We start from the raw sequence: 13594 nt of genomic DNA, 5'->3' as shown, positions 1-13594 counted from the left end.
TCTAATTCCAATAGTTAGCCTCTTAATTAGTCTGTTTAGACCTAATAACAATAATAACTAGGCGCACCTGCTTTTTATGCAAATATTTGATCAACTTATTACCCATCTTCCTTTGCTATCTATTCCTTTTATTAGCGCGATAGTGGGTTGGTCTACTAATTTTCTTGCAGTCAAAATGATGTTTTATCCTATTGAGTTTATAGGCATCAAACCCTTATTAGGGTGGCAAGGTTTAATTCCTGCCAAACGCCAAGAAATGGCGGAGATTGAAGTTGAATTGGTATTAGGTAAATTACTTAGTGTGCAAGAGTTAGCCGAGCGTATCGATCCCGTTGAATTGACTAAGGCGATACAAAGACGGCTTAAACAAACTATTCGCACTATCATCAATGATGTAATGAAACAATCTGCTCCGCAGCTTTGGGCGTCTCTGCCGGTCCATGGTAAGAATTTGGTGTATGCCCGGGTAGAAGCTGATATGCCCAATGTTGTCACTAAAATGGTGGATGACTTTAAGTACAACATAGAAGAAATTGTTGATATCAAAGAATTGGTGGTGGAGCAATTGGTAAATGCTCCTGAGCTTATCAATGAGATTTTCCTTAAGTCGGGCGAGAAAGAGTTTCCTTTTATCGAAAAGTCCGGGTTTTATTTTGGCTTTTTGTTTGGTGTGCCCACTATGTTGGTGTGGGCGTTTTATCCTACTTGGTGGGTATTACCTGTAGGGGGCTTGATTGTAGGTTATGCCACCAATTGGATTGCGTTGAAGATCATTTTTGAGCCTAAACATCCCATTAAATTTATGGGCTTTACTATTCAGGGCATGTTTTTAAAACGTCAGAAAGAAGTATCTCGGGTGTATTCAGATATTATTGAGTCTAAATTAATGACCTCTAAAAATATTATGGAAATCGCCGTACATGGTTCGGGATCAGGCCAGTTGTTGGAATTGATTGAATTGCACGTTAACGACGCCATCGAAAGATATGTGGCCATCGCCCAGCCTTATTTTGCTTTAGGTATTGGCTCGGATTCCTATTACAAAATGAAAGAACTCACTACCCAGCGTATTTTTACCGACTCAGAAAAATATTTAGCTTATGCCTACGAATACACCAATAAAGCCCTACGCATAGGCGACGATTTATGCGAGCGAATGCAGGCCTTATCGCCAGAAGAGTTTGAGGGGGTGTTGCGCCCAGCCTACGAAGCCGACGAATGGAAGCTCATAGTTACAGGCGCGGTTTTAGGCATGGGCGCGGGTTTTATGCAGTTATACTTAGTCTTTATGTAATAACTCAAAAATTCCCAGCAACGATTGGGTTAATTTATGTTTAGGGGCCATTACAATAAGGGGTTTCTTGGCTTGATGAGACTCGCGCATTTTAACTGACTGCCCGATATATGCTGATAACACAGGAAACCCTTCAGCAATCAACTCATTAACGATTTGTTTGGGTAAGTTGGCGTTGCTCATATATTGATTGGCAATGATCCCTTCTATTTCTAAATCTTCGTTGTGATCTTCTTTAATTTCAGCAATTTTTTGCTGCAAACTATATAAGCCTTGCCGTGCAAAATCGTCGCAATCAATAGGAATGAGGCAGCGCTGCGCGGCTATAAGGGCCGACATACTGTAAAAGTTAAGCGCCGGCGCGGTATCGATAAAAATATTATCATAGCTGTCGGTTAACGAGGCTAAGGCTTCTCGTAGTTTATAAATTTTATGCCTGCTGTCTAACTCGCTTTCTAGCTCAGATAAACGCGCTGATCCGGCAATAATATCCAGATTTTCAACCTGGGTGCCATGACAAAACTCACTGGCAGGGCGGCGATGCAAATGAAAAGTAATGGTTTGCTCAAATAAATCGGCGATGCTGCTGTCTTTAGGCAAATCTGTCACATTTAGATAAGCGGTGCTGTTGCACTGGGTATCCAAATCTATGAGTAAGGTTTTGTATCCTTGGGTCGCGGAAATAGCTGCCAAGTTTACCGCTAGACTTGACTTACCTACGCCCCCTTTTTTATTAAACAATACTCTTATCATTAGTTGTCCTATTCGGTTGGTATAATGTTTAAAAACAAAAGCCTTATTTTCAAACACTTGCACATCATGCTTGCAGTGTGGAATGATACAACATGCTCCATCACATATGGGTGATAATAAAATGAAAACGGCTGAACGTATACTGGTAACTGCCCTTGATATCTTTAATCAACAAGGCGAAAGCAATGTCAGTAGTGTAGAAATTGCCATGGAATTAGATATCAGCCCAGGCAACTTGTATTATCATTTTAAGGGTAAAGAAGTCATAGTGGCGGCGCTATTTGAACTCTATCAAGAGCAAATGCGGGCTATCATTGATGCTCCAAGTAAAGATGCAGATACTGCCCTAAGCATTGAAGATTTTTTTTATTATCTTTATCTGATCATTGAGAAAAATCATTTATTTCGGTTTTTATACCGCAACCCCACAGATTTAACCGATAAATATCCAAGTGTGCATAAAGGTTTTATTAAATTAATGGCCGCACAACAGCGTTGTGTGACAGAATTATTGGCGGCATTTGAAGAGCAAGGCACTATTTCGGCTTCGCCAGGGCAGTGTCAGCAAATGGTTGAAATTATTGGTTTGGTATTTAGTCAGGCTGGAAATTATTACTCATTAAAGGGCCATGACATTAATGATGATGAATATCTGTACAAGAGTTTGTCAGCCATTTTGTTTGCTTTATTGCCTTATATTAAAGTTGAACAAGGTGAACTACAGCGTTTGCAAGAAGCCATAGTAAACCGCGCGTTTTCTGAGTAACAATAAATCAATAAGAACTGGGTAAAGGGATAGCGAATTGAGCAAAAAATTAACCTTTCTAGATAAAACATTTTGGATCACTGAGTCTGAAGATAACCCAAAACATGTGGCCACCATTCAGTTGTTAAAAATGCCAGCCAATGCCGACAATGATTATGTTGATAAGTTACTGGCACAGATGCGCAGCTTCGAGCAAGCTACCGCCCCTTTTAATTGCCGGGTTAAAAGGGTACTAGGCTACCCTGTTAAATTTGTACCTGTTGAGCAGTTAGATATGCAGTACCACGTGCAACTGCATACTATTGATGATTTGAGTGATAGGCCGAGCTTAGATAACTTTGTTGCCAGCTTACACGAACCTTGGTTAGACCGAGATAAGCCCTTGTGGCAATACCATTTAATTAAAGACCATAATACCGAACAATTTGCCATTTATATCAAAATTCATCATATGTGCGGAGATGGCAGTACCCTGATACGGTGGTTTCAAGCGGGGTATAGCCAAAGCCCTGAGCCTAATGAATTCACACCCGTTTGGGCAATGGACCGGAGTCAAAAGACGCGCCCTAAACCGCCCTTTTTTAAAGCTGTTTTTGGTGGATTATGGGATATGCTTATTGCCACTAAAGATCTTGTCTGGATTTTGTGTCGGCTACTTTTTAAATTGCTTAGAATCAACCAAAACTACATGCCTTTGCCTTTTAGTGGCACTAAAACTGTGCTGACTGGGCAAGTTAAAAAAGGCCGCGCTGTGGCCACCCTGAATATGGATTTTGGGCGCATTCAAAAACTGAGTAAACGCCTACGAGCCTCGGCCAATGAGGTAATGTTATCTGTGTTCGATATAGCGGTGCACCAACAACTCAGCGATTATGGCCAGACCTTTGAAAAAGCCTTGTATACCAATATGCCGATTAATCTGCGTAAAGCCGGTGAAGTCAGTTACGGCAATCAAATTGCTATAGTGCCGGTAGAGCTGGCTCATGGGCAAACCGATCCTTACTTAAGACTCAGAGAAATTATTGCTAATCATCGTATAGTAACCAAGGCGGCAAAAGCCTCACACCCTGCTTCTTTTAGTTATTACACCTTATTGATTCAAAGTTATGCCACTTTATTTGAAATGCTGGGTTTGTCTAATTGGGTTAAACCTATTGCTAACCTGTTGGTATCGAATATGCCAGGTCCTAGGGAGACCATGTATTTTAAAGATAGCCAGTTATTGGCCAGTTACCCTATTTCTACTATCACCCCAGGTGGAGGTGTCAACATTACTATGGTGAGCTACCAAGGGCAGGCCAACATAGGTTTTGTGTGTTGTAATCAAAATATTAATAGCTTAGAGCCATTGGCCCAATATTGCATCGAGGCGTTTGATATGTTGGAGCAATGTATCGACGATCCTAGTTTGAATATCGAAGACATTGGCGAAAGGGTAAATGAAGAGCATGTTTCAATTGTTGAAGATGGGTCATTTCATCATTAATTTTAAATGCTAAAAAGGTGTTGGGACGAGCGTGTAATGTTCAACTTAAAATTTAAAACGAACATTGCCTTGTTCAACCACTACCTTTTTGCCGTATTGCATAAATAGGCCCTCTTCGAAGTCGTGCTTGTCTAAGCTGTACTGCATATCTTCAGCAGCGGCTAAATCAACAATAATTTTTTCGATTTGAGGTTTATGGTAATCCAATACCTTTTGTTTGCTGCCACTTAAATAGACCTCTAAGTAATGTGTTGCTTCAGAGGTTGTGGTACCTGTCATTAGGTTAAAGGCGGTTTTCATGGTGCCAGATACTATTGACGCCACCGGGCTTGGAACCAATAAATTAAGCAAATTAGAGGTATCTTTAAGGATCGAGTATTCATCGTTTAACATATGAATATCTGTCACCTTAATGTCAACCAAACGTACGCTTTTGCTTTGATTATCATATTCGGGCTTGGCTTGTACCACTAACACCACATGAGCGCGATAAATGGGGTTAGCGAGATAGCTAATGTGGATATTACCCAAGACTTCAGCTTGAATATAATCGGCATCAAATGGCATGGATATATTGATTTTTGTAAGGCTAACTTGACCATCACCTCTTGGCACCGAAATAGGCAAAGTAACAGGCAAGTGGGGCGCAATAAGTTCGCTAATTTCCGCTACGGTATAGTCCACATAAGTGAGACGCCTAAAACGAATCAGGCACTTGGCAGTAAACAAACGTAAGGATGTTTTAATAGATTGGGCGCCCAAGTTAATGCTTCTCCATCAATATTTATGATAATGCGTTTTGCTAGTCACATTTTATAACTAATTGAATTTTATTGTTTAAATTTATGCAGCTGATTAAAGTTAAAGTTTACAGGAAAGTAACATTAAGATAGCTTTTTTGATACACTAACTGGTATGACATCCGAGCAGTGCTGTGGTTAATATCACTCTAGACAATGCTAGTGCAACAGCGTTTTTAAGCACAACACACGCTATTATTTTTAGTTCAATTAAGTATTAAACTTCATGCAAAAATTATCTCAAACACAATTCGATTTTATTATTATTGGCGCCGGATCTGCTGGTGCCACTTTAGCGGCGCGACTCACTGAAAACAGTCAGTTTAGTGTGTGTTTAATTGAAGCCGGTGGTAAAGACAAAAGCCCCTTTATTCATATTCCCTTTGGCTTGGCTTTTCTTTCTCGTTTGACCAAATTAGGGTGGGAGTACGATACAGAGCCGCAATCACATCTTAATAATCGTTCACTGTTTTGGCCAAGAGGCAAGGTGTTAGGTGGATCTAGCTCTCTTAATGCTATGTGTTATATACGAGGTGTGCCTGAGGATTATGACAAGTGGAGTGAGTTAGGCGCTAAGGGCTGGGATTGGCAGTCGGTATTACCATATTTTAAAAAGTCTGAAAAACAGCAACACGGCGAAAGTGAATTACATGGCGCAAGCGGTTATTTGAGTGTCAGTGACCTACGCCATACTAATCCAATGTCCAATGCCTTTGTGGATGCGGCCCCAGCGGCTAATTTGTCCAAAGTAACAGACTTTAATAGTAAAGAGCGCGAAGGGTTAGGCTTTTATCAAGTGACACAAGAAAACGGCCAGCGCTGCTCTGCCGCCAAGGGGTATTTAACCCCAGCGTTAAAAAGGCCGAATTTGACTGTGTTAACTAAGGCATTAGTTGAAAAAATTGTTATTAATGATGGTGTGGCAACAGGTGTACAACTGCAGCTCAATGGTCAACCTGTCGAGCTGGTGGCTAATAAAGAAGTGTTGTTATCTGCAGGTGCTATTAATTCACCACAAGTTTTAATGTTATCTGGTATTGGGCCTAAAGCGCATCTCACTGAAAACAGTATTGCAACAAAAGTAGACTTGCCTGGAGTAGGGCAAAATTTACAAGATCACCTCGATGCCATAGTGCAACAAAGATGCAAAAATAAAGATAGCTATGCCGTGGCCCCGTCTCTCATTCCACGTTACGCTATCAATGCATTCAACTATATGTTTAATCGAAAAGGTATTTTCACAAGTAACGTTGCAGAAGCTGGAGGCTTTGATAAAACCCAATATGCAGGGGATATCCCCGACATCCAATATCATTTTTTACCCTCCATTTTGCTTAATCATGGGCGAAGTACAGCTTTTGGGTATGGATATGGTGTCCATGTTTGTTGTTTGTATCCCAAAAGTCGCGGTGAAATAAGATTACGTTCCAACAAGCCAACTGATTTGGCGGCCATTGACCCGAATTATCTGGAACATCCAGACGACCAAAAAGTGATGATAGACGGAGTGCGCCGCGCCAGAAAAATCTTAGCTGCGCCATCTTTTGACAAGTACCAGTCTTGGGAAATTGGTCCTGGCCCCGAAGCACAAAGTGATGAAGAGATTTTAGCCTTTTTACGTGAAAAATCCGAAACCATTTATCATCCAGTAGGCACCTGTAAAATGGGTGATACCGACGACGAGATGACAGTGGTGGACTCTGAACTTCAAGTGAAAGGCGTTAAGGGTTTAAGGGTCGTTGATGCTTCGGTTATGCCGACACTAGTAGGCGGCAATACTAATGCTCCTGTTATTATGATCGCAGAGCGCTGTGCTGATCTCATTAAACAACAATATCAATAATCATGAAAAACAGTGACTTACAGAGCAAGAACATGACATATTGCTCTGTAAGTATAGTATTTTCTATTCTGCGAGATGTTCCACTACAGTATCTGTAAAGTCGGTAAACAATCCATTCACTTTGATTTTTGTAAACAGCAACTGCAGAGTTTGTTGAGTATTCAACCCTTTAGGTAGCGCGTCTTGCCTAAAGGTGTAAGGGTGTACTTGTAAGCCTGCTAGGTGTGCTTGCTTCACTAAGCCTGTGGGTTGTAGTGTTTTTAAATCAACTAGCTGCGGGATCCACGGGCCAACACCTTGGGCGACTTTGGCGATGGCTTTTAGTCCCGCAGGGGTTTTTAACAGGTCATAATCGCTAGGGGATTCTTGCCAATCATTTTCGGCAAGTAGTTGCACTAGTTTTGCTTTGAGTTTTAGCTCGTTACGTAATCTCTGAGTCTCTTCAAAATCAAAGCATTGCACATAAATCGCTTTATTTGGGTCATCTAAATTATGTTTTCGCAACTCTGCCACAACAAGTTTACTTATGTCTACTCCTTGTTGTCGGTGCCAAGCGGGGGACTTTATTTCAGGATAGAAGCCTATGGTTTTATTAAACTGGCGGTTAAGTTGTTGGATGAGTTCAATATGTTCTTCAAAGGTGGCGATGGTAAAATGGCCATTACCTTGATATCGGTTAGGAAAGACTTGTTTTGCTTTACCGTCTTGACGTTCGTGTACCCTAAGGGTTTTTAATTCGGCTAAGGTGAAGTCTAAGGCGTAATAACGGCCATCCCCTCGTTTTCTGCTAGGAAACATTTGCTCTACATTAGTGACGGTTTCAAGGTGAATATCATGCAATACCACTATTTTTGAGTCTTTCGTCACCACTAAGTCTTGTTCGATAAAATCAGCCCCTTGTGCAAAGGCTAAGGTAGCAGACTCTAAGGTATGCTCTGGCAAATAACCAGGAGCCCCTCTATGTGCAATTACCAGAGGCTTAGTAGCAGCCAAAGATTTAATAACAGGATCTATAGGTTTAACAGGAGCCACCTGGCAACCAGAAACCATCAATAGCAGGCCTAAAAGATATAATTTCATAATACTCACTTATTTACGTTCAATTAATTCGATAGCATAACCGTCTGGGTCGCGCACAAAAGCAATCACGGTGTTACCACCTTTTACAGGACCGGGCTGACGATATACATCGCCACCCTGTCGCTCAATAGACTCACATAGGTCATAAATATTGTCTACCGCAATCGCAATATGACCATAAGCGTCACCCATTTGATATTCTTTGGTATCCCAGTTGTAGGTCAATTCCAGCACAGTCGTGTCCGACTCTTCACCGTAGCCTACAAACGCTAGGGTATATTTGTACGCTTGATTGTCACTTTTCCTGAGTAATTTCATGCCCATTATTTGAGTATAAAAATCGATAGATGCTTGGAGATTGCCAACCCGCAGCATAGTGTGCAGTAAGCGCATGAATATTCCTTTGAATGAGTTGATATGAGCCCATAATAAAACAAAAATAAGAAAATAATATGACAAGCAGATGTTTATTTAACGCAAGGGAGGTGAATCAAGGGTATTTAAGGGTAGTCATAAGGAGCTACCCATAGTATTAACAGGAAAGTTCGGTTCCGGCAGCGTTTTCGTTGATACCATTTCTATCACTGTCGCTGCTCATTTTAACGCGACCTTGTAGGCTGACTGACAAAGCTCGGGCATATTTTGCTTCACCATCTTTGTGGCACAGTAAAATTTCGGTGGCTAGGTTAGCTTCGCCGGTTTCAGAAAAAATAATAATAGCGTTGGTGTTGGTCATCACGCTGGCTTGTGATGTTTTACCGATAGACACCAATAACTCTTCATTGGCGCCGCGAATGGTGTTGGCGTCATCATCAATAAACACTATTTTGGGATCATTCCAATCTGTAGAGCAGTTAGAATAATCCGCAGAAGGACAGACCACGACTAAAGCTTGTTCGTCAATTGCATGGTGCCTAGCATATTGGATCAGCGAACTGGTTTCGTTAATCTCCGCAACAATACGATTTTTAATTAATATACTCTGAACACTTGGGGCAACAAATGCCAATATTATTGCAACAATCGACACGGTGACCATTAACTCAACCAGTGTCACACCTTTCTGTTGTTTCACGTTATTTACTCGGTCATTTTGAGGTGAATGGCTAATAAGATAAACTATATCTGAATTTTTAGGGTATGTAATCGTTGTCAAAGGTTAGGATTAACATACACATCTTAATAATATTGAACTGTAGTTTACTTTCAGGTTATAACCACTAGATAATAATTATGATAAAAATCATCAACCTAACCGTATAGTAAAACTGGCATGTCGTTATAAGGGTAAGAAATGCAATCGAATAGTGTGATAGAGAAAATGCGAGTTTTACCTAAAATTGATGTTAAATATGAAGTTGAACGTAGGGTCAATTTTATTAAGGCGCAACTTAACAGCAGTGGCAGTAAAACCTTAGTATTAGGGATCAGTGGTGGTATAGACTCATGTACATTGGGGCGTTTGGCGCAAATAGCAGTCAACGAACTCAATCAACAACAGCAACTAGGTTATCAGTTTATAGCGGTTAGATTGCCCTATGATGTGCAAGCTGATGAAGATGATGCTCAAGCATCAATCGATTTTATCCGGCCCAGTCAAAGTTTGACTATTAATGTGCAACCCGGTGCTGACGCTATTGATAAACAAACTCGTATTGCGATGCAAAATGCGAAGTTATTGCCAGAAAACGAAACTAAATGCGATTTTGTAAAAGGCAATGTTAAGGCTCGTACCCGCATGGTGGCGCAATATCAAGTAGCCGGCTTACTCGATGGTTTAGTCTTAGGTACAGATCATTCAGCAGAGAATATTACTGGTTTTTATACTAAATATGGAGATGGTGCCTGTGATCTCGCCCCTTTATTTGGTTTAAATAAACGTCAAGTAAGGCAGATAGCTATGTTTTTAGAGACTCCAACACATCTGGTGCATAAGGCGCCCACAGCAGATTTAGAATCTTTGTCACCACAAAAGTCAGATGAACAAGCTTTAGGCATGAGCTATGACCAAATAGATGATTTCTTAGAGGGTAAAAAGGTCACAGATGAGATAGCTGAAAAACTTGTCACTATTTTTGAAAAAACGCAACATAAGCGTGTACCAATACCCACAATATACGATTAAGAGTTTACATTCACCAGCGACATTAACTGAGAAGAAAATGAAAAAGATAGAAGCGGTAATAAAGCCATTTAAGATGGATGATGTGCGTGAAGCATTGTCAGAAGTGGGCGTTAGCGGTATGACAGTAACTGAAGTCAAAGGCTTCGGTAGGCAAAAAGGCCATACTGAATTGTACCGAGGGGCAGAGTACAGTGTCGACTTTCTGCCCAAAGTGAAAATTGAACTTATTGTAGCGAATGATCAAGTAGATAGATGTATCGAAGCCATTATGAATACCGCACAAACTGGGAAAATAGGAGATGGTAAAATATTTGTATGTGAAGTAGAGCGCGTTATCCGAATTCGTACTGGCGAAGAAAATGAAGATGCGGTTTAACCGTAAGATTGCTATCAAAATTAAGCTGTTTAACTGAATTACAACGTCGTTCATCGATAATCAAACCGTTTTAGAATAATTCTGAAATAATTATTATTGCTGTTAGGTCTTGTAAATTGAAACCGAAAGATTAAGTCTAACATTAGTGTTAATTAGCCAAATGATTAAAGGAAAACCTTTATGCAACAAATTAATAAAACGACTATCGCTACTGCACTAGGTGCAGTTGTTATTGGCTCACTAGCTTCTGTAAGCGCCCAAGCCAGCACTAACCCATTCAGTGTTCATTCTTTAGAATCTGGTTACATGCAGGATGTCACTGAAGGCAAATGTGGCGAAGGTAAGTGTGGTGAAGATAAAGCCAAAAAAACCGCTAAAGCCATGAAAGAAGGCAAGTGCGGTGAAGGCAAATGTGGCGAAGGTAAGTGCGGTGGTGATAAAGCCAAAAAAGCCGCTAAAGCCATGAAAGAAGGCAAATGCGGTGAAGGCAAATGTGGCGAAGGTAAGTGTGGTGGCGATAAAGCCAAAAAAACCGCTGACGCCTCTAAGTAACTGAGTTTGCTGCGTAAGTTCAATACCTAAAATTGACTAAATGGATAAAGGCCGGCTAATGCTGGCCTTTATATATATGTTTGAGCGACAAAGCTAATGAACAAAAAACATCTTTCTGGGGTAGGCTTAGGGTTGCGCCGAGAAATGCTTAATGAGCTACTACCGGACATTCCTCGTTCAGTGGATTTTTGGGAGGTGGCACCCGAAAATTGGTTACCTCTTGGCGGTAAATATCAGAAAAACCTTAATCAATTTACGTCTACGAGCCATTTTGTTAGCCACGGTTTATCTTTGTCTATTGGTAGCCCTGACCCTTTAGATGTTAACTTTGTCAAAAGCATTAAGACTTTTTTAGATAAACATCAGATGTTGTATTACAGCGAACATCTAAGTTATTGCTCGGGGCAAGGGCATTTGTATGATCTGCTGCCAATACCTTTTACCAGTGAAGCCGTTAAACATGTGGTCGAGCGCGTAAAGCAAGTACAAGATATTATCGAACGGCCTTTGCTGTTAGAAAACGTATCGTATTATGCTGCTCCCGGACAAGAAATGACTGAGCAGGAATTCACTTTAGCCGTACTACAAGAGTCGGGTTGCTTGATGTTGCTAGATGTGAACAACATTTATGTCAACTCCATTAACCATCAGTACGATCCCGAAGCCTTTTTAGCGGCCATGCCCACAGGTAAAATTGTTTATGGCCATATAGCCGGACATTTTGATGAAGCAGACGATTTAAAAATTGATACCCATGGCGCGGATGTGATTGAGCCTGTTTGGCAATTGCTCAAAAAAGCCTACGAAATTCATGGGGTGTTTCCTACCTTGTTAGAACGAGATTTTAATATTCCACCTATCCATGAATTGTTAGTTGAGGTTGAAAAGATAAGGCAAATTCAACAACAAGTTTGTAACCAGCAACCCACAAAATTTAGCGCCTAATGACATCTTTCAAAGATACCCAACAAGCTTTTATACAGCACATTAAAAATCCTCAAGCGCACCCCAAAGTAACCGGTATCGAAGATAGACGTCTAAAAGTATACCGAGAGTTATTTTTTAATAATATTTTGGGTTTCTTGAGTGCCGGGTTCCCAGTATTAAAGAGTGTATATTCTGAATCACAATGGCAAGCCTTAGCCCGAAAGTTTTTTAGCGAACATAGCTGTCGCTCTCCTTATTTTATTGATATCAGTAAAGAGTTTGTTGAATACTTAAGTAGCGAGTTTGAGTTAACAGCAAGCGATCCCGTTTTTATGGCTGAATTAGCCCATTACGAATGGTTAGAGTTAGACGTAAGTGTGCGTCAATCTAGTCAAAAATTTACGCCTTGGAATGGGCGTTCTCAGTTTAGCCAAGTGCAACTATCAGACTTAGCGACCTTAGTGAGCTATCAGTATCCAGTACATCAAATCAGTGTCGATTTTCAACCGTCACGACCTAGTGAAACGGTATTTTTGGTGATATATCGAGATAGGGCAGATGCAGTGAAGTTCACCTTAGTTAATGAAGTAACAGCACTTTTGTTAAACACTATTGCTCAGCAAGGCGTGGTGAGGGTTGAGTCTTTGACACAAATGATGATTGCGGCACTTCCGCAACTAGGCGCCTCACAAATTACTGATTCATTACTACAAACATTGCAGCAGTTATTGCACCAAGAGATTTTATTCCCCCTATAGGCCTACCCTTAGCTATACCTTGGCTTTTAGGGCTATCAATTTACTAAGCTTTGCATTAACATCTGCGCCTTCAATATTGTTGTTTAACAAGGGAGCCATCCCTTTAAGTCTGGAGCGTAACAATGCAAGATGAAAATATGTCGAACGACCCTTTTAGTTGGGGCTATTTGCTTGCTGGTTTAGGTGTGCTGCTAGCACTGCCATTAATGCCTACCATAGCTGGCTGGTTCGTTTTCTACCTTTAATATCCGCCGCTATCTCACTTATCTTATTATTAAATTACGGAGAAATTCGTGCCCGCCGAATATATAAAATCGGTTATTAAAACCGTTCCCGATTATCCAAAGCCTGGGATCATGTTTCGTGATGTGACCTCAGTTTTAGAAGATCACAAAGCTTACTCAGCCACTATCGAACTTCTGTTAAAGCATTATGCGCCAATGGGCTTTGATAAAGTGGCAGGTACCGAAGCTCGTGGATTTTTGTTTGGTGCGCCTTTGGCCATTGAACTTGGCATAGGCTTTATTCCTGTGCGTAAGCCCAAGAAATTGCCACGAGAGGTGATCAGCGAAAGTTACGAACTTGAATACGGTACAGATTGTTTAGAAATACATCGCGATTCAGTCAAGCCTGGCGAGAAAGTACTCATGCTAGATGATTTATTGGCCACGGGCGGCACAATGATCGCCACCGCAAATCTAATTCGCCGTTTAGGTGGCGTGGTAGAGCACGCAGGTTTTGTTATCTCTTTACCTGAACTCGGTGGTGAGCAAAAACTTATCGACTGCGGTGTGACCAGCTATTCTATTTGTGAATTCGAAGGCGAGTAGTCAA

16 protein-coding genes are annotated in these 13594 nt (G+C 40.9%); 11 read left to right on the top strand and 5 right to left on the bottom strand.

The features are described from left to right. Positions 1 to 76 precede the first annotated feature (76 nt). Positions 77 to 1294 carry a DUF445 family protein gene (locus Q0688_RS05560; protein ID WP_299074006.1) on the top strand — a complete coding sequence of 406 codons (1218 nt, stop codon included), beginning with the start codon at positions 77 to 79 and terminating at the stop codon, positions 1292 to 1294. Here the strand turns inward: Q0688_RS05560 and Q0688_RS05555 are convergent. Then, complete coding sequence (locus tag Q0688_RS05555; protein WP_299074004.1) at positions 1280 to 2047, bottom strand: ParA family protein; 768 nt, start codon at positions 2045 to 2047, stop codon at positions 1280 to 1282. The two genes, Q0688_RS05560 and Q0688_RS05555, sit on opposite strands and share 15 nt — an antisense overlap. A 121-nt stretch (positions 2048 to 2168) precedes the next feature. Between Q0688_RS05555 and Q0688_RS05550 the strand changes: the two genes are divergently transcribed. Together Q0688_RS05550 and Q0688_RS05545 are read left to right on the top strand one after the other, a co-directional pair. Next, positions 2169 to 2813, top strand: a complete 645-nt coding sequence (locus Q0688_RS05550) for a TetR/AcrR family transcriptional regulator (protein ID WP_299074003.1) — start codon at positions 2169 to 2171, stop codon at positions 2811 to 2813. A 37-nt stretch (positions 2814 to 2850) separates the two neighbouring features. After that, the gene (locus Q0688_RS05545) at positions 2851 to 4299 is read left to right on the top strand and encodes a wax ester/triacylglycerol synthase domain-containing protein (protein ID WP_299074002.1); all 1449 of its coding nucleotides are present in this window, start codon (positions 2851 to 2853) and stop codon (positions 4297 to 4299) included. A 45-nt stretch (positions 4300 to 4344) separates the two neighbouring features. Here Q0688_RS05545 and Q0688_RS05540 read toward each other — a convergent pair whose 3' ends face one another. Next, the gene (locus Q0688_RS05540) at positions 4345 to 5061 is read right to left on the bottom strand and encodes a hypothetical protein (RefSeq protein ID WP_299074000.1); all 717 of its coding nucleotides are present in this window, start codon (positions 5059 to 5061) and stop codon (positions 4345 to 4347) included. Positions 5062 to 5325: 264 nt separating this feature from the next. On the opposite strand from Q0688_RS05540, the gene Q0688_RS05535 reads away from it, so the two are divergent. Next, complete coding sequence (locus Q0688_RS05535) at positions 5326 to 6942, top strand: choline dehydrogenase (protein ID WP_299073998.1); 1617 nt, start codon at positions 5326 to 5328, stop codon at positions 6940 to 6942. Positions 6943 to 7005: 63 nt separating this feature from the next. Here the strand turns inward: Q0688_RS05535 and glpQ are convergent, their stop codons facing one another. The 3 genes from glpQ to Q0688_RS05520 all read right to left on the bottom strand — a co-directional run bounded on the left by glpQ (position 7006) and on the right by Q0688_RS05520 (position 9097). Further along, the gene (gene glpQ, locus Q0688_RS05530; RefSeq protein WP_299073996.1) at positions 7006 to 8022 is read right to left on the bottom strand and encodes a glycerophosphodiester phosphodiesterase; all 1017 of its coding nucleotides are present in this window, start codon (positions 8020 to 8022) and stop codon (positions 7006 to 7008) included. A 9-nt stretch (positions 8023 to 8031) separates the two neighbouring features. Continuing rightward, the gene (gene gloA, locus Q0688_RS05525) at positions 8032 to 8415 is read right to left on the bottom strand and encodes a lactoylglutathione lyase (protein WP_299073993.1); all 384 of its coding nucleotides are present in this window, start codon (positions 8413 to 8415) and stop codon (positions 8032 to 8034) included. Between the two features lie 139 nt (positions 8416 to 8554). Next, entirely contained in the window at positions 8555 to 9097 is a 543-nt protein-coding gene (locus Q0688_RS05520) for a GspH/FimT family pseudopilin (RefSeq protein WP_299073991.1), read from the bottom strand. A gap of 219 nt (positions 9098 to 9316) precedes the next feature. Here Q0688_RS05520 and nadE point away from each other — a divergent pair, with 219 nt between their 5' ends. The 7 genes from nadE (at position 9317) to apt (ending at position 13590) form a co-directional block, all read left to right on the top strand. Next, the gene (gene nadE, locus Q0688_RS05515; RefSeq protein ID WP_299073989.1) at positions 9317 to 10147 is read left to right on the top strand and encodes an ammonia-dependent NAD(+) synthetase; all 831 of its coding nucleotides are present in this window, start codon (positions 9317 to 9319) and stop codon (positions 10145 to 10147) included. Positions 10148 to 10184: 37 nt separating this feature from the next. Beyond that, positions 10185 to 10523 (top strand): nitrogen regulatory protein P-II, encoded by a 339-nt coding sequence (gene glnB, locus Q0688_RS05510; RefSeq protein WP_299073987.1) that lies wholly within the window; start codon positions 10185 to 10187, stop codon positions 10521 to 10523. Positions 10524 to 10703: 180 nt separating this feature from the next. Next, positions 10704 to 11075 carry a hypothetical protein gene (locus tag Q0688_RS05505; protein WP_299073984.1) on the top strand — a complete coding sequence of 124 codons (372 nt, stop codon included), beginning with the start codon at positions 10704 to 10706 and terminating at the stop codon, positions 11073 to 11075. Positions 11076 to 11171: 96 nt separating this feature from the next. Next, positions 11172 to 12020 carry a DUF692 domain-containing protein gene (locus Q0688_RS05500; RefSeq protein ID WP_299073982.1) on the top strand — a complete coding sequence of 283 codons (849 nt, stop codon included), beginning with the start codon at positions 11172 to 11174 and terminating at the stop codon, positions 12018 to 12020. Beyond that, positions 12020 to 12760 (top strand): putative DNA-binding domain-containing protein, encoded by a 741-nt coding sequence (locus Q0688_RS05495; protein WP_299073980.1) that lies wholly within the window; start codon positions 12020 to 12022, stop codon positions 12758 to 12760. The genes Q0688_RS05500 and Q0688_RS05495 overlap by 1 nt, the downstream gene beginning before the upstream one ends. 122 nt (positions 12761 to 12882) lie before the next feature. Then, on the top strand, positions 12883 to 13005 hold the full coding sequence (locus Q0688_RS05490) for a hypothetical protein (protein WP_299073978.1): 123 nt from the start codon (positions 12883 to 12885) through the stop codon (positions 13003 to 13005). Positions 13006 to 13053: 48 nt separating this feature from the next. After that, positions 13054 to 13590, top strand: coding sequence for an adenine phosphoribosyltransferase (apt, locus tag Q0688_RS05485; protein ID WP_299073976.1), 537 nt, complete (start codon positions 13054 to 13056; stop codon positions 13588 to 13590). Positions 13591 to 13594 lie beyond the last annotated feature (4 nt).

Origin of the sequence: uncultured Paraglaciecola sp. (genome assembly GCF_937123705.1) — a bacterium.
GTDB lineage: Bacteria > Pseudomonadota > Gammaproteobacteria > Enterobacterales > Alteromonadaceae > Paraglaciecola.
Note: the sequence above shows the minus strand (reverse complement) of the source record. Positions and strands in the feature narration are given on the sequence as shown.

Bases quoted from the DNA above. Each gene is read 5' to 3' on its own strand.
- glnB (WP_299073987.1), top strand. From the start codon at position 10,185: ATGAAAAAGATAGAAGCGGTAATAAAGCCATTTAAGATGGATGATGTG.
- Q0688_RS05500 (WP_299073982.1), top strand. From the start codon at position 11,172: ATGAACAAAAAACATCTTTCTGGGGTAGGCTTAGGGTTGCGCCGAGAA.
- glpQ (WP_299073996.1), bottom strand. From the start codon at position 8,022: ATGAAATTATATCTTTTAGGCCTGCTATTGATGGTTTCTGGTTGCCAG.
- Q0688_RS05550 (WP_299074003.1), top strand. From the start codon at position 2,169: ATGAAAACGGCTGAACGTATACTGGTAACTGCCCTTGATATCTTTAAT.
- Q0688_RS05535 (WP_299073998.1), top strand. From the start codon at position 5,326: ATGCAAAAATTATCTCAAACACAATTCGATTTTATTATTATTGGCGCC.
- Q0688_RS05505 (WP_299073984.1), top strand. From the start codon at position 10,704: ATGCAACAAATTAATAAAACGACTATCGCTACTGCACTAGGTGCAGTT.
- Q0688_RS05560 (WP_299074006.1), top strand. From the start codon at position 77: ATGCAAATATTTGATCAACTTATTACCCATCTTCCTTTGCTATCTATT.
- Q0688_RS05490 (WP_299073978.1), top strand. From the start codon at position 12,883: ATGCAAGATGAAAATATGTCGAACGACCCTTTTAGTTGGGGCTATTTG.
- nadE (WP_299073989.1), top strand. From the start codon at position 9,317: ATGCAATCGAATAGTGTGATAGAGAAAATGCGAGTTTTACCTAAAATT.
- gloA (WP_299073993.1), bottom strand. From the start codon at position 8,415: ATGCGCTTACTGCACACTATGCTGCGGGTTGGCAATCTCCAAGCATCT.
- Q0688_RS05555 (WP_299074004.1), bottom strand. From the start codon at position 2,047: ATGATAAGAGTATTGTTTAATAAAAAAGGGGGCGTAGGTAAGTCAAGT.
- Q0688_RS05495 (WP_299073980.1), top strand. From the start codon at position 12,020: ATGACATCTTTCAAAGATACCCAACAAGCTTTTATACAGCACATTAAA.